The organism is Duganella sp. 3397, assembly GCF_031456625.1.
Taxonomy (GTDB): domain Bacteria; phylum Pseudomonadota; class Gammaproteobacteria; order Burkholderiales; family Burkholderiaceae_D; genus Rugamonas; species Rugamonas phyllosphaerae.
In genome coordinates, this window is record NZ_JAVDVB010000004.1 from 187,307 (window position 1) to 207,143 (window position 19,837).

16 protein-coding genes and 1 tRNA gene are annotated in these 19,837 nt (G+C 64.8%); 9 read left to right on the top strand and 8 right to left on the bottom strand.

Features of this window, described 5'->3' with window-relative positions; genetic code table 11:
- Nucleotides 1–83: 83 nt before the first annotated feature.
- The 7 genes from gmd (at nt 84) to J2X54_RS13645 (ending at nt 7,985) form a co-directional block, all read left to right on the top strand.
- Nucleotides 84–1,127: a GDP-mannose 4,6-dehydratase gene (gmd, locus tag J2X54_RS13615; RefSeq protein ID WP_310181373.1), complete on the top strand. Its 1,044-nt coding sequence runs from the start codon at nt 84–86 to the stop codon at nt 1,125–1,127.
- 10 nt (nt 1,128–1,137) lie between these two features.
- Entirely contained in the window at nt 1,138–2,055 is a 918-nt protein-coding gene (locus J2X54_RS13620) for an NAD-dependent epimerase/dehydratase family protein (protein WP_310181374.1), read from the top strand.
- Nucleotides 2,052–3,233 carry a glycosyltransferase family 1 protein gene (locus J2X54_RS13625; protein WP_310181375.1) on the top strand — a complete coding sequence of 394 codons (1,182 nt, stop codon included), beginning with the start codon at nt 2,052–2,054 and terminating at the stop codon, nt 3,231–3,233. Before J2X54_RS13620 ends, J2X54_RS13625 begins: the two co-directional genes overlap by 4 nt.
- An 11-nt stretch (nt 3,234–3,244) precedes the next feature.
- Nucleotides 3,245–4,363: a glycosyltransferase family 4 protein gene (locus J2X54_RS13630; RefSeq protein WP_310182068.1), complete on the top strand. Its 1,119-nt coding sequence runs from the start codon at nt 3,245–3,247 to the stop codon at nt 4,361–4,363.
- 199 nt (nt 4,364–4,562) lie between these two features.
- Nucleotides 4,563–5,279, top strand: coding sequence for a response regulator transcription factor (locus J2X54_RS13635; RefSeq protein ID WP_070249265.1), 717 nt, complete (start codon nt 4,563–4,565; stop codon nt 5,277–5,279).
- Nucleotides 5,260–6,672, top strand: coding sequence for a HAMP domain-containing sensor histidine kinase (locus J2X54_RS13640; protein ID WP_310181378.1), 1,413 nt, complete (start codon nt 5,260–5,262; stop codon nt 6,670–6,672). The genes J2X54_RS13635 and J2X54_RS13640 overlap by 20 nt, the downstream gene beginning before the upstream one ends.
- Before the next feature lie 92 nt (nt 6,673–6,764).
- Nucleotides 6,765–7,985: a pyridoxal phosphate-dependent aminotransferase family protein gene (locus tag J2X54_RS13645; protein ID WP_070249014.1), complete on the top strand. Its 1,221-nt coding sequence runs from the start codon at nt 6,765–6,767 to the stop codon at nt 7,983–7,985.
- Here J2X54_RS13645 and J2X54_RS13650 read toward each other — a convergent pair.
- The 3 genes from J2X54_RS13650 to J2X54_RS13660 all read right to left on the bottom strand — a co-directional run bounded on the left by J2X54_RS13650 (nt 7,982) and on the right by J2X54_RS13660 (nt 13,048).
- On the bottom strand, nt 7,982–8,980 hold the full coding sequence (locus J2X54_RS13650; RefSeq protein ID WP_310181381.1) for a two-component system response regulator: 999 nt from the start codon (nt 8,978–8,980) through the stop codon (nt 7,982–7,984). The genes J2X54_RS13645 and J2X54_RS13650 overlap by 4 nt on opposite strands.
- Nucleotides 8,980–12,477, bottom strand: coding sequence for an MHYT domain-containing protein (locus J2X54_RS13655; RefSeq protein ID WP_310181383.1), 3,498 nt, complete (start codon nt 12,475–12,477; stop codon nt 8,980–8,982). The genes J2X54_RS13650 and J2X54_RS13655 overlap by 1 nt, the downstream gene beginning before the upstream one ends.
- 112 nt (nt 12,478–12,589) lie before the next feature.
- A complete protein-coding gene (locus tag J2X54_RS13660; RefSeq protein WP_310181385.1) occupies nt 12,590–13,048 on the bottom strand; it encodes a hypothetical protein in 459 nt (152 codons plus the stop codon).
- A gap of 127 nt (nt 13,049–13,175) precedes the next feature.
- Here J2X54_RS13660 and J2X54_RS13665 point away from each other — a divergent pair, with 127 nt between their 5' ends.
- Nucleotides 13,176–14,465 (top strand): BNR repeat-containing protein, encoded by a 1,290-nt coding sequence (locus tag J2X54_RS13665; protein ID WP_310181387.1) that lies wholly within the window; start codon nt 13,176–13,178, stop codon nt 14,463–14,465.
- 13 nt (nt 14,466–14,478) lie between these two features.
- Here the strand turns inward: J2X54_RS13665 and J2X54_RS13670 are convergent, their stop codons facing one another.
- From J2X54_RS13670 to J2X54_RS13690, 5 genes are all read right to left on the bottom strand, one after another.
- On the bottom strand, nt 14,479–15,204 hold the full coding sequence (locus J2X54_RS13670; protein ID WP_310181390.1) for a choice-of-anchor J domain-containing protein: 726 nt from the start codon (nt 15,202–15,204) through the stop codon (nt 14,479–14,481).
- A 194-nt stretch (nt 15,205–15,398) separates the two neighbouring features.
- The gene (locus J2X54_RS13675; protein ID WP_310181392.1) at nt 15,399–15,923 is read right to left on the bottom strand and encodes a hypothetical protein; all 525 of its coding nucleotides are present in this window, start codon (nt 15,921–15,923) and stop codon (nt 15,399–15,401) included.
- Nucleotides 15,924–16,027: 104 nt separating this feature from the next.
- On the bottom strand, nt 16,028–16,615 hold the full coding sequence (locus J2X54_RS13680; protein WP_310181393.1) for a hypothetical protein: 588 nt from the start codon (nt 16,613–16,615) through the stop codon (nt 16,028–16,030).
- A gap of 188 nt (nt 16,616–16,803) precedes the next feature.
- A tRNA-Leu gene (locus J2X54_RS13685) sits at nt 16,804–16,888 on the bottom strand.
- 28 nt (nt 16,889–16,916) lie between these two features.
- Complete coding sequence (locus J2X54_RS13690) at nt 16,917–18,887, bottom strand: AAA family ATPase (RefSeq protein ID WP_310181394.1); 1,971 nt, start codon at nt 18,885–18,887, stop codon at nt 16,917–16,919.
- A gap of 530 nt (nt 18,888–19,417) precedes the next feature.
- Here J2X54_RS13690 and J2X54_RS13695 point away from each other — a divergent pair.
- Entirely contained in the window at nt 19,418–19,801 is a 384-nt protein-coding gene (locus tag J2X54_RS13695) for a gel scht (protein WP_310181395.1), read from the top strand.
- Nucleotides 19,802–19,837 lie beyond the last annotated feature (36 nt).

The following is a 19,837-nucleotide window of genomic DNA, read 5'->3' on the forward strand; positions in this document are numbered from 1 at the left end:
AGTGTAAGCGTATGAGCTACCTCGCCGGGCCTGTACATTGACTCGGTTACAATCGTCGATCTTATTGTTGCCACGCTCATATCATGACGAACTCGAAGAAAGCCCTCATCACCGGCATTACCGGCCAGGACGGCGCCTACCTGGCGCAACTGCTGCTCGACAAGGGCTACCAGGTCACCGGCACGTATCGCCGCACCAGCTCGGTCAACTTCTGGCGCATCGAAGAGCTGGGCATCGCCACGCATCCGCAGCTCGAACTGGTGGAGTTCGACCTGACCGACCTGTCGTCGATGACGCGCTTGATCCAGCGCGTGAAGCCGGACGAAATTTACAACCTGGCCGCGCAAAGCTTCGTGGGCGTGTCGTTCGACCAGCCGCTCACCACCGGCGAAATCACCGGCCTGGGCGCGGTCAACCTGCTCGAGGCGATCCGCATCGTCAACCCGAACATCCGCTTCTACCAGGCGTCCACGTCGGAGATGTTCGGCAAGGTGCAGGCCGTGCCGCAAAAAGAGGATACGCCGTTCTATCCGCGCAGCCCGTATGGCGTGGCCAAGCTGTATGCGCACTGGATGACGGTCAACTACCGCGAGTCGTACGGCATCTTCGGCGCCTCGGGCATCCTGTTCAACCACGAGTCGCCGCTGCGCGGACGCGAATTCGTCACCCGCAAGATTACCGACTCGGTGGCCAAGATCCACCTCGGCCTGCAGGACGTGCTCGAGCTGGGCAATATGGACGCCAAGCGCGACTGGGGCTATGCCAAGGAATACGTCGAAGGCATGTGGCGCATCCTCCAGGCCGATACGCCCGACACCTATGTGCTGGCCACCAACCGTACCGAGACCGTGCGCGACTTCGTCACCATGGCATTTAAAGCCGTCGATATCGACCTGGCCTGGAGCGGCGCCGCCGAGAACGAAATCGGTACCTGCCAGAAGACCGGGCGCGTACTGGTGCGCGTCAATCCGAAATTCTATCGTCCGGCGGAAGTGGAACTGTTGATCGGCGACGCCGGCAAGGCCTTGCGCGAATTGGGCTGGAAGCCGCAGACCACGCTCGAACAGCTGTGCCAGATGATGGTGGAAGCGGACCTGCGCCGCAACCGCGCCGGCGTATCGTTCTAGGACGCTGCCGATGAACGCCATCCTGGAAGGCGCCGGCAAGCGCGCCCTGATTACCGGCAGCGCCGGTTTTACGGGCCGCTACGTGGCGCAGGAGCTGCGTGCGGCCGGCTACCAGGTGCACGGCATCGTCGCCCCGGGCAGCCCGGTGGGCGAGGGGGAATTCAGTGCCGATCTGAACGACCGCGCCGGCCTGGCCGCCGTGGTGCAGCAGGTGCGTCCCGACGTGGTGGTGCACCTGGCGGCGATTGCCTTCGTGGCCCATGGCGACGCCGAGCAGATGTACCGCGTCAACGTGGCTGGCACCCGCAACCTGCTCGAAGCGTTGGCCGGACTGGCGCAGCCGCCATCGGCCGTGCTGCTGGCCTCGAGCGCCAATATCTACGGCAACACCGACGTGGGCGTGATCGACGAAGATGTATCGGCCGCGCCCGCCAACGACTACGCGGTCAGCAAGCTGGCCATGGAATACATGGCGCGCCTGTGGAGCGATCGCCTGCCGCTGATCATCGCGCGGCCGTTCAACTACACCGGCGTCGGCCAGCACGAGAACTTCCTGCTGCCGAAAATCGTCGCGCACTTCCGCCGCCGTGAACCGCGTATCGAGCTGGGCAACCTGCACGTGTGGCGCGATTTTTCCGACGTGCGCATGGTGGCGCGCAGCTACCGCCAGCTGCTGGCCGCGCCAGTTGCCGCCACCGCCGGCCGCGCCTTCAACATCTGCTCGGGCAACGCGTATTCGCTGGGCGAGGTGCTCGACCTGATGGCCGATATCGCCGGCTACCGCATCGATGTTCACGTCAACCCGGCCTTCGTGCGCGCCAATGAAGTGATACGACTGGTCGGCGACAACCGCCGCCTGGCCGGCGTGATCGGCCCCATCGATCCGGTGCCGCTGGCCGACACCCTGCGCTGGATGACCGAGGCGTGAGCGGCGCGGCGACGCCATTGAAGGTGGGCCTGTCCACCACCACCATCGAACCGGCGCTGACGGGCGGCCGCTTCGACGGCATCGGCGTTTTTACCCGGGCCTTGCTCGATCATTTGCCCGGCGCCGGTGTGGACGTGGTGCCGCTCAGCTTTGCCCCGCCTGGCGGCACGCATAAGCTCAGCGCGGGCCGCGCACTGCCGCTGTCGTTCCCGGTGGCCACGCTTGGCGACATGCTGCTGCCGTCCGGCGCCTACCTCGATGTGAGCCGCGTTCTTCCCGCCGGCGCCGATGGCGGCAAAACCCGGCTCGACCTGTTCCACTCCACCGACTACCGCATCGTGCGCATGGATTGCCCGGTGGTGGCGACCCTGCACGACGCGCTGCCGATCTCGCACCCGCAGTGGTGCAATCCCAAGTGGCGCCGCCTGAAAAACTGGCTGCAGATCCGCGCCGCGCGCAAGGCTCAGCACGTGATCGCGTCGTCGCATTATTCGGTGCGCGAACTGGTGGAATTTTTCGGCGTCGACGAGCGCAAGATCAGCGTGCTCTATCACGGCGTGCGCGCCGAATGGTTCGATGCGCCCGCACCGGCCGCCCGCGACGCCACCCTGGCGCAACATGGCCTGCAGGCTGGCTACTACCTGTTCGTCGGCACCCTGCAGCCGCGCAAGAACGTCGAGCGGCTGCTCGACGCCTACTTGTCGCTGCCGCCGGTGTTGCGGGCGGCGCGGCAGCTGGTGATTGTCGGCGCGCCGGGCTGGCGCAGCGCGGAGCTGGTGCAGCGCCTGAGAGCTGCGCGCGAGCGCGGCGAAAACGTCATCTGGCTTGACCGCCTGACCGACGACGAGCAACTGCGTCACCTGTACGCTGGCGCCGGCGCGTTCATGTTCCCGTCACTGCACGAGGGCTTCGGCCTGCCGCTGCTCGAAGCGTTCGCCAGCGGCGTGCCGGTGGCCTGCGCCCACGCCACGTCGCTGCCCGAAGTGGCGCAAGGCGCGGCGCTGGAATTCGATCCGCTGTCGGTGGGCGACATCGCCGCCGCGATGACCACGCTGGCGCGCGACGACGGCGCCCGCGCGCGGCTCATCGCCGCCGGCCGCGTGCGCGCGCTTGAGCTGACCTGGGACCAAGCGGCGCGCCGCACCGTTGACGTCTATCGACAGGTACTGGCAGCATGAAGAAGTCCGGTTTGCGTGTCCTGCATTTCTACAAAACCTATTATCCCGATTCGTGGGGCGGGGTGGAGCAGGCCATCCGCCAGATGTGCGTGGGCACCGGCCGCCTGGGCGTGGACAACACCGTGCTCACGCTGCGCCGCGATGGGCCGGCGCGCATCGATTTCGAAGGCCACGTGGTGCACCGCGCGCAGCAGAACTTCGAAATCGCCTCCACCGGTTTTTCGCTCGGCGCCATCGACAAGCTGGCGCACCTGGCACGCCAGGCCGACGTGGTGCACTACCATTTTCCGTGGCCGTTCATGGACCTGGCGCACTTCATGGCACGAGTGGACAAGCCCAGCGTGGTCACGTACCACTCCGACATCGTCCGCCAGAAAAACCTGCTGCGCCTGTACGCGCCGCTCAAGCGCCGTTTCCTGCGCAGCGTAGACGCCATCGTCGCCACGTCGCCCAACTACCTGGCCTCGTCGCCGGTGCTGCAGCAGTTTGCCGACAAAACGCGCGTGATCACCTTTGGCCTCGACAAGGCCGGCTACCACCAGCCGCCGGCGGCGGTGACCGACAAATGGCGCGCGCGCTTCGGCGGGCGCTTCTTCCTGTTCGTGGGCGTGCTGCGCTACTACAAGGGCCTGCACATCCTGCTCGAGGCGCTGGCCCACCCGGAGCACGCGCAGTACCCGGTGGTGATCGTCGGCGCCGGCCCGATCGAGCAGGAACTCAGGCAGCACGCCGCGCGCCTGGGACTGGAGCACGTGCATTTCGTCGGTGCGGTGGACGAGGACGACAAGATCGCCCTGCTGCAGGCGTGCTACGCGATGGTGTTCCCGTCGCACCTGCGCTCGGAGGCGTTCGGCATCTCGCTGCTGGAAGGCGCCATGTTCGGCAAACCGATGATCTCGAGCGAGATCGGCACCGGCACCACCTACATCAATATCGACAATGAGACCGGGCTGGTGGTGCCGCCCGACGACCCGCCGGCTTTCGGCGCGGCCATGCGCGCGCTGTGGGACGACCCGGTGCGGGCCGCCGACATGGGCCGGCGCGCCGGGGCGCGCTACCAGGAATTGTTTACCGCCGAACGGATGGCGCTGAACTACCACGGGCTCTACAGCGAGTTGGCCGCCGTTTGATCTGCCGCAATTCTTTTTTTGCAGCAAGAACCTATCATTGCAACCGAACTCTACGCCCTGACGACGGTCCTCATCATTGACGCCACCAAGATGGCGCCACCTGCTGTGCGACGCAACGACGGCGTTCCGGCGGGAGTTCACCCCGGGCTGCGCGGTTAATACGGTTAAAATACGCCATCACCCCCTGATGGAGAAACGCGTGCGCTGCCTGGTCATCGAAGATGAAGCCGAAACCTCGAACTACATCTGCAAGGGCCTGCGCGAAGCGGGCTACCTGGTCACCGCTTGCGCCACCGGCCCGGACGGACTCGATTACGCCATCGGCGAAGACTGGGACATCATCGTTCTCGACCGCATGCTGCCGGGCCGTATCGATGGCCTGTCCATCGTCGACAAGCTGCGCGCGCTGGGCAAGCACACGCCGGTCATCATCGTCAGCGCGCTGTCCACCATCGACGCCCGCGTGACGGGCCTGCGCGGCGGCGCCGACGACTATTTACCGAAACCTTTCGCATTTTCCGAATTGCTGGCGCGGGTGGAAGCGCTGTTGCGGCGCAGCGCGCCCGGCGCCGACAGCACCCAGCTGCAAGTGGCGGACCTCAAGCTCGACCTGCGCACCATGCGCGTCACGCGCGGCCCGAAGGTCATCACGCTGCAACCGCGCGAGTATCGCCTGCTCGAGTACCTGATGCGCAATGAGAACCAGGTGGTGACCCGCACCATGCTGCTCGAATCGGTGTGGGACTATCACTTCGATCCGCAGACCAATGTGATCGATGTCCAGATCAGCCGCCTGCGCGCCAAGGTGGACAAGGACTTCCCGGTGATGCTGATCCATACCCTGCGCGGCGTGGGCTACCGCATGGGCGCCACTGCACCCGGCGAAGACGACGGCGGTGAGCGTGCGCTTGGCTGACTGGCTGCGTCGACCCAACCGGCTCTGGGGCGCATCGATCGCCGCCAAGCTGGTGCTGGGCTATGGCCTGCTGGGCACCATGTCGATCGCGGTGGTGTCGGTGGTTTTCTACACCGGGACGATCGGCGTGCTCGATCAGAACCTGGACGGTAAAATCGTCGCCCAGGCCCAGCGCCTGCTCAAGCGCGCCAGCGTCACCGGCCACGCTGACCTGATCGAGGAAGTGCGGCGCCAGCTGGCCGACGGCATCGACAGCGACCGCGAAATCTTCCAGTTGCTCGACAGCGAAGGCAATACCCTGGCCGGCAATCTCGGCTCGTGGCCGCAGGCCGACGGGGAAACCGAAACCAACCCCCGCGCGCAAATGCTCAGCGCCGACGTCGTGCGCGACGGTCACCTGAAACCTGCGCGCCTGTACCTGCGTCCGTTGGCCGGCGGCGGCATGCTGATCGTGGGCCGCGACCTGAGCGAGCAGGAAGCGGTGCGCACCTTGATCTGGGATGCGCTGCTGGCCGGCGCCGGCGTGTCGCTGCTGCTGACCGTGGCTGGCGCCTTGCTGTTCCGCCGCACCATCGAGAACAAGCTCGGTGAGATCCGCGGCACCGCCGCCCGCATCGAAGCCGGCGATTTGAGCCACCGCATCGCCATCAGCGGCGACGACGAATTTGCACGCCTGAACCGCGACATCAACCGCATGCTCGACCGCATCGAGCTGCTGATGGAAGGTATCCGCCACGTTTCCAACGCCATCGCCCACGACCTGCGCACGCCGCTCTCGCGCATCCGCAGCCGGCTCGACGACGCATTGCGCCATGAACCCAGCGTGGAGCGTCTTTCGGGCGCCTCGCACGACGCGATCGACGATATCGACGATTTGATACGGCTGTTCGAACGCCTGCTGCAAATTGCCGAGGTGGAATCGGGCATGCGCACAAGGATGTTCGAGCGGCTTGACCTGGGCCGGGTGGTGGCCGACATCGGCGAGATGTACGAGGCCAGCGCGGAGGACGACAACATTACCCTGACGGTGGACGCGCCGGCGTCGCTGTACGTGGACGGCGATCGCAACCTGCTGGCCAGCGCGATTGCCAGCCTGCTGGAAAACGCCTTCAAGTACGCAGGACCGGGATCGGTGGTGCGGGTGCGCGCCGGCCTGCACCACGGCATGGCGTCGATCGCGGTGATCGACAACGGTCCCGGCATCCCGCCAGAAGAACTGGACAAGGTGACGCAGCGCTTCTACCGCCTCGATAAAAGCCGCCACCTGCCGGGCAACGGCCTGGGACTGTCGATCGTCGCCGCCACCGCCACGTCGCACGGCGGCCGGCTGGCGCTGGAGGACAACGCGCCGGGACTGGTGGCGCGGCTGGTGCTGCCGCAGGCCGGAAGCTAGCAGCTAACTATCCTGCCTGTAATGTGACCGCAAGCTTGCGGAGAGTCGCCCGGTTCTATGATGGTTTCACGCTCACTGAACCTCTCTCCATCATGCATGATTTGACCGACATCGCCCACTGGCTGCAGCACCACCCGGTACACCACGATTCCGCCGTCCACACCACGCTGCCCGATCCCACCTTCATCAGCGGCGGCCAGGAAGTGGTCTCCTTCAGCACCAATAACTACCTGGCGCTGGCCAACCACCCGCGGCTGGTGGCGGCGGCCAAGCAGGGCCTGGACCGCTACGGCGTGGGCAACTGCGAGTCGCGCCTGCTGGGCGGCGACCTGGAAGTTTACCGAGAGCTCGAAGCGCGCCTGGGGGCGCTCAAGCACAAGAGCGACGCGGTGCTGTTCGTGACCGGCTACATGACCAATATCGGTGTGCTGTCGTCGATCGTCAAGGCGGCCACGCTGGCGCGGCTGCACGGCTTCCGCGCCAAGAAGCGCCACAAGTACGCGTACTACTCGGACGAGTACAACCACATCAGCATCCGCGAAGGCATCCAGATGTCGGGCGCGCTGCGGTATAACTACCGCCACTGCGACATGAACCATCTCGAGTCGCTGCTGCAGGCGGGCGCGCAGGAAGGCACCACGCCGATCATCGTCAGCGACGGCGTGTTCAGCATGGAAGGCACGATTGCGCCGCTGCCCGACCTGGTCGCGCTGGCCGAGCGCTTCGGCGCGCTGCTCTACATCGACGACGCCCACGCCACCGGCATCCTGGGCGCCAACGGCGGCGGCACCTCGGAGCACTTCGGCTGTTACAGCGCCAATATCATGCAGATGGGGACCTTGAGCAAGGCGCTCGGTTCGATCGGCGGCTTCGTGGCGGTGGAGCGCGACGTCGCCGACGTGATCCGCCTGACCAGTTCCGCCTACGGTTTCACCTGTCCGCCGCCGCCGGACCAGGCTGCAGCACTGCTGGCCGCGCTCGATTTGCTGGAAGAGGAACCGGAGCGGCGCCAGCGCCTGTGGGACAACCAGCGCTACTTCATCGAGCAGATGGCACCGCTGGGCTACACCATCATCTCGACCGCCACGCCGATCTTGCCGGTGCTGATCGGCGACGCCGAAACCTGCCAGCGCTACGCTATCGAACTGCGCCGCGAAGGCATCCACGTCGATGCGATCCAGTTCCCGGCCGCGCCGGTCGGACAGGCGCGCCTGCGCTTCATGATGAACGCCGGCCACACCCGCCGCCAGATCGACCACCTGGTGGCCGTGATGGCGCGCCTGGCCGGGCGCCAGGTGCGGCTCGTTGCCTAAGAATGCTCTGCCCAGCGCTGCTTGATCTCAAGCAGCGCGGGCATCTGTTCAATGAACAGATCGACCAGCCGTGGCTCGAAGTGCCTGCCGCGCTGCTGCTGCAGATATTCCACCGCCTGTTCCACCGGCCATGCCTGCTTGTAGGGCCGCGCCGACGTCAGTGCGTCGAACACGTCGGCGATCGCGACGATTCTTCCCACGAGTGCAATCTCTTCCCCTTTCAGACCGTTCGGATAACCGCTGCCGTCCCATTTTTCGTGATGGGTGACCGCCAGCAGGTGCGCCATGGCCAGCATGCCGCCCTCGTGGCGGCCGATGATGTCGCCGCCGATCGAGGCGTGCGACTGCATCACTTTCCACTCCTCGGCGTCCAGCGGTCCCGGTTTTTGCAGGATGCTGTCGGGGATGCCGATCTTGCCGACGTCGTGCATCGGCGACGCGTGCAGCAGGTCGTCGGCTTCCTCCTCGCTCATGCCCAGCGCCAGGCCCAGGATGCGCGCGTAGTGGCTCATGCGGATCACGTGCAGGCCGGTCTCGTTGTCCTTGTACTCGGCGGCCAGGCCCAGGCGCTGGACGATTTCCAGGCGCGTGCGTTTGAGTTCGTCCGCGCGCACCAGCGTTAAATGGGTGCGCACGCGGGCGCGTACGATGGGCGGGCTGACCGGCTTGGTGATGTAATCGACGGCGCCGGCCTCGAAGCCCACCACCTCGTCGGTAGCGTCGCCCAGGGCGGTGACGAAAATCACCGGGATGTCGTGAGTGGTGGGATCGTGCTTGAGCAGGCGGCAGGTTTCGTAGCCGGTCATCCCCGGCATCATCACGTCGAGCAAAATCAGTTGCGGCGACTCCTGGATTGCCAGTTCCAGCGCGCGCTGGCCGTCCTTGGCAAACAGCAGCCGGTATTGGTCTTGCAAAATATGGCGCAGCAGTTGCAGGTTGCTTGCTTCGTCGTCCACCAGCAAAATCAGTGGCAATTTTGGTGCGGTCAAGGGCATCAACTCTCCTCGGGCAGGCTGTCCATTAACACTTCCAGCGTGGATGCCGCCAGCGGAAAGTCGAAATCGTCGAGCGCGCCATGCAGCGTCGCCAGGTGTTTGCGTGGGGTGGCCGGGGCGCTGGCCAGGCTGGCCACCAGCGCCGCCAGCGCGGCGTCGTCGAGCGCACCGCGCCGCAGCGATGGTTGCAGTGCCTGGGCGCGGGCGCGCGCGGCCGCGACATCGAAGGCGTCCGCCGCAGCGGTGCCAGGGAGCGGGGTGTCCGTCCCCTGGCCGGCGGCCGTGACCTCGTCATCGTCGCAGGTGCGGGCGTTGGCGGCGTCGCGCCGGGTGGCGATCGCCTGCATGGCGTGGATGGCGCCCAGTGCCGCCTCCAGTTGGCTGGCCAGTTGCCGCTGCTGCTGCGCCAGTTCGGCGTCGAGCGGCACGTCGGCGTCGCGCGGTGGTGCGCCGCACAGTTTTTCGATGCCGGCCAGCGTGGCCGCCAGCTGTTCGAGTCCCAGGTTGGCGGCCACGCCGCGCACCCGGTGGCACCAGGCCTGGGCATCCGCCAGGCGCGAAGCGGTGGGCACGGCCAGCAGTGTGGCCAGGGTGGCGGCGCCGTCGTTGTAGTCGGCGGCAAAGCGGCCCAGCGCGTGCTGGTACACGGCTTCCTTGCCGGCCCAGCGCTGCAGGCCGGCCTTGTGGTTGAGCACCCGTTGGCGCGCCGGCGCGTCGGCCGCCGTGCCGTGTTCCATCGGCGGCAGACGCAACACCTGCGCGATTTCGTGCGACAGCGCAAACCAGTCCACCGGCTTGGAGGCAAAACCGTCCATGCCGGCGTCGGTGGTGGCTTGCCGGTGCGCGGCCAGCACGCTGGCCGTCATGGCCACGATCGGCACCCGGGCCAGCGGCTGGCCCGACAGGCGCGCGCGCTCCCGTTCGCGGGTGCGGATGGCGCGGGTGGCCGCCAGGCCGTCCATCAGCGGCATCTGCACGTCCATCAGTACCACGTCGTAGCGGTTGTCGCCGGTGAGCTGCACGGCGATGGCGCCGTCGCTGGCGGTCTGCAAAATGTGGCCGCGCTTGGCCAGCATCAGCGACAGCAATTCCAGGTTCTGCGGCACGTCGTCCACTGCCAGGAAGCGCAGCGGCGGCAGCGGATAGTCGCTGCGCTCCGCACTCTGGCCCGGGCCGTCGTGATCATGTGCAGGTTCCAGCGGCAGCAGCACGGTAAAGGTGGCGCCTTCGCCCGGCACGCTGGTCACGCTGATGGTGCCACCCATCAGCGCGACCAGCTGGCGGCTGATGGTGGTGCCGAGACCGGTGCCGCCGAAGCGCCGCGTCATCGAGGCGTCGGCCTGGGTGAACGGATCGAAGATGGCGGCCTGGCGTTCGGGCGCGATGCCGATGCCGGTGTCCTGCACCGCGATCTGCAACTGGCCGTGGCGCGCCCCGGCGCGTAGCGTGATCTTGCCGGCGCTGGTGAACTTGATCGCGTTGTCCAGCAGGTTGCCGAGGATTTGGCGCATGCGCAGCTCGTCGCCGTGCAGCCACGCCGGCAGCGACGGATCGTACTCGATGTCGATGGTCAGACCCTTGGCGCGGGCGTTGCCGCCGAAGGTGGAGGCCAGTTCGTCGATCAGCCCCAGCAAGCTGTAGTCGTCCGGTTCCAGCTCCACCGCGCCTTTATCGAGTTTGGCGGTGTCGAGCACCTCGTTCAATAGTCTCAATAGCGACCGGCCTTCCTTGCGCACGGTGCCCAGGTGGCGGCGCTGGGCCGGATCGAGTTCGGTATCGAGCAGCACGTCGGTAAAGCCCAGGATGGCGTTCATCGGCGTGCGGATTTCGTGGCTCATATTGGCCAGGAAACTGGCGCGCGCGGCAGCGGCCTGCTCGGCGGTTTCCTTGGCCTGGCGCAGCTCCTCTTCCATCTGGCGCCGCTCGGTGATGTCGAGGATCACGCCGTCGATCCAGACCAGGTCCGGATTGCTTTCGTCGCGGGTGACGGCGCCGTGTTCCCACATCGAACGGATGCTGCCGTCGGCGTGGCGGATGCGGTACTCGACCTGGTAGGCGGACAGCCGCTCGACGCTGCGGCTGATCTCCGCTTCCACGTAGTCGCGGTCCTCGGGCAGCACCAGCGAGCCCAGGGTGCGGGTGCGCTGCGGACCGACGAAGTCGCTGGCAGGGAAGCCGGCCAGGCGCTCCATGCCGTCGCTGACGAACACCGGCGGCGCGTCGTAGCCCATGCTGCTGCGGAACGAGATGCCGGGGATGTTGCGGATCAGGGAGCGGAACTGCTGCTCGTTGGCGCGCAGCGCCTGCATGATGGCGCGCCGCTCGCTGATGTCGGTAATGAACAGCACGAACAGGTCGCGCTCTTCCACCCGCGCGTGGCCGATGGCGCGGCGGATCGGCACCACGCCGCCGTCCTTGCGCAGCGCGATCACCTCGTGGACGGTGTCTGCGTTGGTGTTTGCAGCGGCGTCGCCCTCGGCCGGCTGGCCCAGGAAGTGCAGCAGGCCGTCGTGCTCCGAACCTTGGGCGTCGGTCATCAGGAGGCGGATATTGCGGCCGACGATTTCGTCGCGGCGCCAGCCGAAGATGCGCTCGGCCGAGGCATTGAATTCGTGGACCACGCCGTCGCGGTCCACCGTCACCACGCCGTCGATGGTGGTGGTGAGCAGGGCGCGCATCCAGCGCTCGCTCTCGCTCAGCTGGCGGTAGAGGTCGCGGTAGCGCAGCAGGCCATTGGCGGCCAGCACGAACACCGTGATCGCCACCGTGATCACGGTGATCGACAGCGCCAGGAAACCGGTGTTCTGGCCGTGGCCATCGACGGCTGTCGGCACGCCGGTAAAGCGGGCCGCCGCCATGCCGGTGTAGTGCATGCCGGCGATGGCGCAGCCCATCACCACGGCCGCCAGCGCGCCGAGGAAGCTGGGACGCACATACTGGCGCAGGGTACGCACGCCGAAGCGGATCCAGATCGCCAGCGTGGCCAGCGCCACGGCCACCACGATCGACAGCGCGAACATGGCCGGGTCGTATTGCAGGTAAAGATTGGTGCGCATGGCGGCCATGCCGGTGTAGTGCATGGCGCCGATGCCGGCGCCGGTGAGAACGCCCCCGGTGAGCAGCGCGCCGGTGGTGAGTTCGCGCCGGCCGATGATGTTGAGCGCCACCCACGAGGCGCCCAGGCTGGGCAGCACCGACAGCATGGTCACGCCGGGATCGTACTCGACCACGGTGCACAGGTCGAAGGCCAGCATGCCGATGAAGTGCATGGCCCACACGCCGCAGCCCAGCGCTAGGCTGCCAGTGGCCAGCATGGTGGCGCGCAGGCCGCGGGTGGTGGTGGACTTGGCCTGGTCGACAACTTGTAATCCCATCCATGATGAGAAGATGGCAACCAGGATCGAGAGCACAACCAGCGTGGGGGTATAGATGCCGTATTGGAGCAGCGAAGGATCGCTCGGCGGAGAGAACAATTGAAGCAGAGTGGCGGTAGTCATAGGATAGTGGGTTGTGCGCCGATCTGGAGCAGAAACCATATCACAAAAGGGCCGCTGCGAGACCTCTCGAGTGTTGCGCGGCGGATCTGAATCTTGTGTAGTGACTACGCAATCAGTAGTCGAACTTCTTGCTCTTGGTGCCGCGCTTGGCGGCCAGCGCCAGTTCTTGCGCAAGTGCTTGCGCTTTCTCCCGCTCGGCCCGGCGCTGGCGGGCTTCGGCGGCGGCTTGCTGGCGGCGCGCATTGTGCTGGGCGATGCGTTGCTGGGTATGCATGCCGCGCTTGCTGTTTTCCAGCAGCCCCATTTTCTGGCGCAGGGCCAGCGCCCAGATCACGAAAATGAGTATTAATGCCAGCAGGTAGCTCAACTGCCACACGCTGTAGTTCTGGCTGATAATGGGCAATAGCGGTGCGGCATGTTCAAGCCACCCCTGTCCAAGCACGGCCAGTACCCCGGCAAACACGCCGAGCATCACGGTCTTGGTGATCATCCAGCGGCTGGCCTTGACGCGCTGCTCCCAGAACTGCAGGGGATCGGCGTGCGATGTGGGCTCGAAAGTGTCGGTGCTCATGACGCGGAAAACGTGGAAAAGTGGTTGGAAAAACAGCCTGATTATTATGGCACATTTCCCGTACGGAAATAACATGAACAAGGGGATACGTTGCATGTATGGCATTGATTTGATTGAGAAAACTCTGATGGCGGCGATATTGGCGGCAAGTGTTGTCGCCAATGCCACGGCAGCGCCGGTGGAGACCGTCGTCGGCCCGGGCTGGGCCAATAACTCCGTCAACGCGGTGGTGTTTCGGAAGAACTCCCTGGTGTCCGACCGCGATACGCAGTACGTCGGCTACTACGATGCCGAGCGCTACCTGGTGCTGGGCAAGCGCAAGCTTGGTTCAACGCACTGGACCGTGCACCGCACCCAATACCAGGGCAATGCCGCTGACGCCCACAACGCCATCAGTCTCATGCTCGACGGCGCCGGCACCCTGCATGTGGCGTGGGACCACCACAACAACGCGCTGCGCTATGCCCGCAGCGTGACGCCCGGCGCGCTTGAACTGGGGCCGCAGCAGGCCATGGTGGGCAAGGACGAAGAGTCCGTGTCGTACCCCGAGTTCTACCGTCTGCCGGACGGTCGCCTGCTGTTTTTCTACCGCCTGGGCGGCTCCGGCCGGGGCGACCTGGTGATCAACCGCTACGACCCCGCCAGCGCAACCTGGACCCGGCTGCACACCAACCTGATCACGGGCGAAGGCAAGCGCAACGCCTACTGGCAGGCTTTCCTCGACCACCGGGGGACCTTGCACGTGTCGTGGGTGTGGCGTGAGTCGCCCGACGTGGCCAGCAACCACGACCTGGCGTATGCGCGCTCGCGCGATGGCGGCGTGACGTGGGAAACCTCGACCGGCAAGCCATACGTCTTGCCGATCAGCGCTGCCAGCGCCGAGTATGCGCTGCGCATTCCGCAGAACAGCGAGTTGATCAACCAGACCTCGATGGCGGCCGATGCCGACGGCCGTCCCTACATCGCCAGCTACTGGCGCGATGCTGGCTCGAGCGTGCCGCAGTATCGCGTGGTGTACCGCGATGCCCAGGGCTGGCAGATGCGCAACCTGGGCTTTCGCCACACGACATTTTCGCTGAGCGGGCAGGGCACCAAGCGCATACCGATCGCCCGCCCGCAAATCATGGTCAGCCTGGAGGCCGAGCGGCCCGGGGCAGTACTGGTGTTTCGCGACGAGGAGCGCGGCAGCAAGGTCTCGGTGGCGCGCACCTCGAATATCGCGGACGGCAAGTGGCAGGTCAGCGACTTGACCAAGGCATCGGTGGGTTCATGGGAACCGAGCTTCGATACCGAGCTGTGGCGCCGCAGCGGCGTGCTCAGCCTGTTCGTGCAAGACGTACGACAGGTCGATGGGGAAGGCCAGGCCGCAGTGGCGGCCCAGCCGGTACGGGTGCTCGACTGGCACCCGGAGCAGTGACTTACGCTGCTTGTTAAGCTGCTTTTGACACCTGGGCAGCGCGCGACTTGCGCTTGCGCATCCAGCCAACCAGGCCCAGGCCGGCAGCCATCATCAGGTAGGTTTCCATTTCCGGCACTGCGGTGACCGCCGCCGGGGTAATGCTGAGGCTGTCCACGCCGACATAGTTGCTGGCGTTACCGTTGAAACCGCCATTGCTCAGGACGTAACGCAGGGCGAACGCGCCGGTAGTGTCCCCGGTCAGGCCGCTCAGGGACACGCTGTACTGAGTCCAGCTTTCCGGATAGGCGCCCACGTTTTCGGCCGGATTGATGCTCAGCAGCAGGGTACCGAAGGTGCCCACGCTGCTGGCGGTGGTGCCGACATCGGTGCCGCCAACATTGCTGAAGCGCACTTCCAGGTTGTCGGCGTAGAACGACGGCGAGGCGGTGCTGGTAAAGAAGGACAGCGTATCGCCGTTGCGATAGGTGGACGTCGGCAAGATCAGCCAGTCGCTGATGGGGCCCGCATTGGCGACCGCGTTGTAGTTGGCCGCGACATAGGAGTCGGCCGCGCCTTCGTGGGCGTTGAGCGACACCGGCGAGCCGGTAAACCAGCTGGTGCCGCCGACCGGCTCGCTGTTGTTGACGACAGTCCAGTCGAACGGTACGCCGTTGTCGAAGTTTTCGGTCAGCGCATCGGCCGACGCGGTACCCACCGCACTGAACGACAGGGCCACGGCCAGTGTCATTGGCAGCATTGTGGATTTAAAAGAAACAGCCATCTGAAACCTCCATCCAATGTAATTTTTCACCCGGCAAATGCCAGTAGTCAAGGTTCGTATACTGCTTGAAATACGATGAAAGTTAAAGCAACTTTTGTATCAAAATTATTATATTGCAGAAACAAACCACCTTGGCGCACCTTACACTGGAGCTCGATTGACCAGCTTGATCAGGTCGCCTGGCGTGATTCGGGGTGCTGCGCCATAGTACCCAGCGCAACTTTAAGGATGTCGCTGTCGAGCCCGTTGAACACGTTCGCATGTTGTGCAAACAGCGTCGCCACCCGCTCCACGATCCCCGCATTATGTTGTTGCGCTACCACGGCAATCTCCGCTACCTGCGGCGGGGTAATGTCGGCTATTTGCTCTGTGGAAAGGTGTTGGTGGCCGTTCTCGGTAAACAGGGTCCCAACGCTGCCGGCCAGGGCGGACAGCATGGTCGGACTGACATTGTCCAGCAGCAGGTTGAGCAGTTCGGTGCGCAGGCCGGAGTCGCTGCGGAAAAACAGCTGGCTCACCAGTTGCGCGAAGGGTGGTGTCTGGTCGGACAGGAAGGCCCGGGCGATGCCCTGGGCGACCGACGACTGCGGCTGTTCCCCCACGATATGCTTGAAGGCTTGCGCCACGCCGTCAGGATCGGCGGCGGTGACATGGCCAGCATGTTGTTGCAATAAACTTCCCAGATCGAATCCCATGACTGCTCCCGGAGGCAAAAATTGCAGCATAGTCCGGGCGAACGGAGGAGGTCTGTTCGCAGGCGCACCATGGCCCTGCCATGGCAGCACCCGCTTGCTGGCGGTCAGTCGGTCATGACGACATCGCGCATTTCCTTGCCTTCGTAGTAGAGAATCCGGCACGACGCCTCGCCGAAGCACAGGCCCACTGCCTGGTTGGCGATATGGACCTTCTGGCAAGCATTGCCTGGATGGCAGGCGGGCAGGTAGTCGCCGGGTTCGATCATCGACAGGCGCGCCGGGTTGCCGTCGGCATCGCCGTATTTAAAGGTTTTCAGGATGCTGGCATAGCCTCCGCCGCCAGGCGTAAAGGTCACCATCACCGCACCGGCAAGCTTCTGCTCGTCGTTGTACATCAACTGGACCACATCGTCGGTCTCGGGCGACTGGATATGGCCCCTGATGCTTGGCAAAATCAGGGGCATCCAGCCCGCCGGCGTTTGCACGCCGTGCTTTTTGCCGTATGCAATGAGCCGATCGACATCGGCCTGCGACGTTGGCGGCGTGTTGGGCGGGACGGTGTCCTCTGCGGCTGCAGTGGTAGCAGCGGCGGCAGTCGGAACAGTGGCGCTGTGTGCAACTGCGGAGGCAAACGTCAGCAGGCAGGCCGCAGCGATCGGCGCGAGCGGGCGGAGGAGGTGGAAGGGGCGCATGGAGTGGTCCGGTTACAGGCGGGCGGGTTGCCGCACTTGCAATCCATGCTAGGCAGCTGGCACGGGGGCGTCAACAACTGCATCATTACAAATTGGCAAGGTTCTGGCGGATGCACACACAACAAAAAACCCGCAATACCTGACGGCAAGCGGGTTTCGATGTTTGTACAACCACTACTTCAAATACCTGGTGCCTCGGGCCGGAATCGAACCGGCACGCCTTTCGGCGGCGGATTTTGAGTCCGCTGCGTCTACCAGTTCCACCACCGAGGCAGGTCTGCATGCAATGCGACCCGTATTATCACTGATTTGCTCCCCAGCCGCAAGGCTCCCGGCTGGAAAATTTGGTATTCAGGCAAGCGCCACCAAGACCGGGGGGGGGCGCCTGGCGCTGCTGCTGTTCCTCCAGCAGGCCGAAGATGGCATCCTTCGATAGTACGTACTGGTCCATCAGCACGTCCTTCAGTTCCAGGATCTGCTCACGGTAGTCGGCGATTGCCTGCAACGTGTACGTGTAGAGCTCGTCGGACTTGGCCTGGACCTGGTCGAGGTCGGTGTCCTTGTGCTTGAACTGGGTGTAGTCGAGCTTGGACCGCGAGTACATCGACAGCTGGTTGACCATCATGTCGAGCATCGACGTGGCCTTTTGAATGTCGTTCTGGCTGCCCACCGAGATACCGCGCGCGCCGTAGAACAATTCTTCCGCCGCCACGCCGCCGTACAACTGGATCACGTCGCGCTCGAGTTCTTCCAGCGTGCGCAGCGCCACGTCGTCCGAGGCCGACAGCACGTAGCCGAGCGCGCCCAGCTTGGAGACCGACTCGGTGCTGATCTTGAGGAACGGCGAGCGCTCCTTCACTTCGGCCAGGGTCATGCCTTCGCGCAGCCACGGGTCGATCTGCATGAAGAAGTGGCCGAGCTCGTGCAGGGCCACGCGTTCGCGCTGGCGTGTCTTCTCGGCCGTGGTGGCGCGGTCGGTGAGGCCGATGGTGGCGCGTTCGAAGGCGCGGAACATCAGGTCGGTATTGATGACCTTGTTTTCCTGGATGGCGATCATGCTGGCGCGCTCCACCACCGTCTGCAACAGCGCAGGGCTGAGGTTGGCGGTGATCTCGGCCACGTGGTCGAGCTTGAGATTGTCCCAGTCGACGCAGCCGTCGGCCTTGCGCGCCAGGAACGAGCGCAGCAGTTCGCTGCGTTCGTTCTTGTTGGGCAGGCGGAAATTGATCTTGACCGAGAAGCGGCGCAGCATCGCTTCGTCCATCTTGGTCGAGGCGTCGTCGAAGTTGGACGCCACCACCCAGATCACGCCGGCACCCTTGTCGCTGCGCACGCCGTCGAGCAGGCCCAGCAGGGTGTTGGCGGTGTCGTCTTCCCATTTCTTTTCACCACGGCCGCGCGGCATGAACAGGCCCTGCGCTTCGTCGAGGAAGATGATGCAGCTGCCGCGCGCGCAAGCCTTGCGGTGCAGCGCGTGCAGCGCCTTGGAGCCGCCGCCGATGTAGCCCGATTCCAGCGCCGAGCCCGAGGCCTGGATCAGCGGGATGTCGAGCCGCTTGGCCAGGTAGCCGGCCAGCTTGGTCTTGCCGGTGCCGGCCGGGCCGGTCAACATGACATTGAACGGCTTGTCGATGTCGTGCTCGCGGTACACGGCGCGGTTGCGGATCATGTCTTCCAGGTGCAGCACTTCCTGCTTGATGTCTTCCATGCCGATCAGGTCGTCCATGCTGCCGGTCAGTTGGTCCGGGTTGAGCACGGTGGCGTTGATGCCGCTGCCGGGCAGGCCGTGGCGCAGCAGGAACAGCACCACGCACACCAGCAGGATGTCGATCGCATGGCGCTTGAGGAAAGCGCCAGCGCGCGTCGTGGCGCTGTTGTCCTCGTCGACCAGCACGGCCTTGTGCGAGGCCAGGTAGTCTTCGCGCGCGATGGCATAAGGAATGTTATTGCGCAGCAGGACTTCGCGCTCCAGGCTCAGGTGCGAGGTGCTCGGTACTTTGACCACGCGCAGCAACGGGTCGCCCTTGAGCTTGAAGATGTAGCGCGGCGCTTCCGACAGCGGCGCGGCAATCAGCAGGTACTCGAGCTTGTCGCGCTGGCCGGCCAGCGCCGTGATCAGCGAGATGTCCTGGGTGCGCAGCAACGGGCTGGTGTCCTGCGGCACTTCCTTGCGCCAGCCGACGATGACAGCGATGCCGACCGCGATCAGCAGCAAGATGGCACGGACGTAGTTGTTGCGTAAGGCAGTTTGAAGTTTGTGCAGTGTAAACATGTGGGCGCTATCCAGTGTGGGCAGCTGGTGTCGGTCTGGGCGCGGGAGCAGGGCGCAGCAGCCGAGGCCGCCAAAGGCCGGCGCGCGATGTGGCGCTGCCGGATTGGTGTTTCTGGACGGATATTGTGAAAGTTATATGCCCTACGGCAACTCGTCCTGTTCAGCACTATAGCTGGCTTGGCGGCGTTTGTATCGCACTGCGGCGAAAAAATTTGACCTTCGCCACAGCAACGGCGCCTTTCGTGGCAGGGCTTACAAGTATTTCGGGGTGTGGTGCGCGCAAGGCGTTATCAACCTGTCGACATTGCTTGCAAATTCCATTCGTCGTGCGATGACGCAGTTGATACCGGCCGATTTGCCGCTCGTCGCAAACGCCGGATTTTCGGCAGCGCAGTTGCTATCGTGCTTACATCAGCCGCTGCAAAACAGAAGCACAGCGGTGATGCCAGAGCACCTTAGCTGCAACCTTACTGCAACCAAACTGCAACCAAACTGCAACCAAACTGCAACCATCACACAAGGACCACACCATGAAAACCGCCCTGATCGCCCTCGCCGCCGCCCTCGCTTTTTCCGCCCTGCCTGCCGCCCACGCGCAGGAAACCATGCAGCAGATCAAAGTGAGTGGCGGCTTGTATGTCGCGCCCAGCCAGCTTGCCGAGTATGCCAACGCTTACCGGCTGAGCAACGGCCAGCTACTGCGTTTCACCCAGAGCGGCAACCACTTCTACACCCAGGTCGACAATAGTCGCCGCGTGCGGATCATGCCGGTCGCCAATAACGAATTCGTCAGCGAACAAGGCGCCCGCATCGTGTTCAGCCAGTACGGCGATGAAGTCGGCGTCAGCAATTTCGAGAAACTGCCGATGGCGCAGATTTTGCCGGCCAACACCATGGTGGTGGCACGCCGTTGATGCGGTGCGCAGGATCGGCGGTCGCGCCGATCCTGA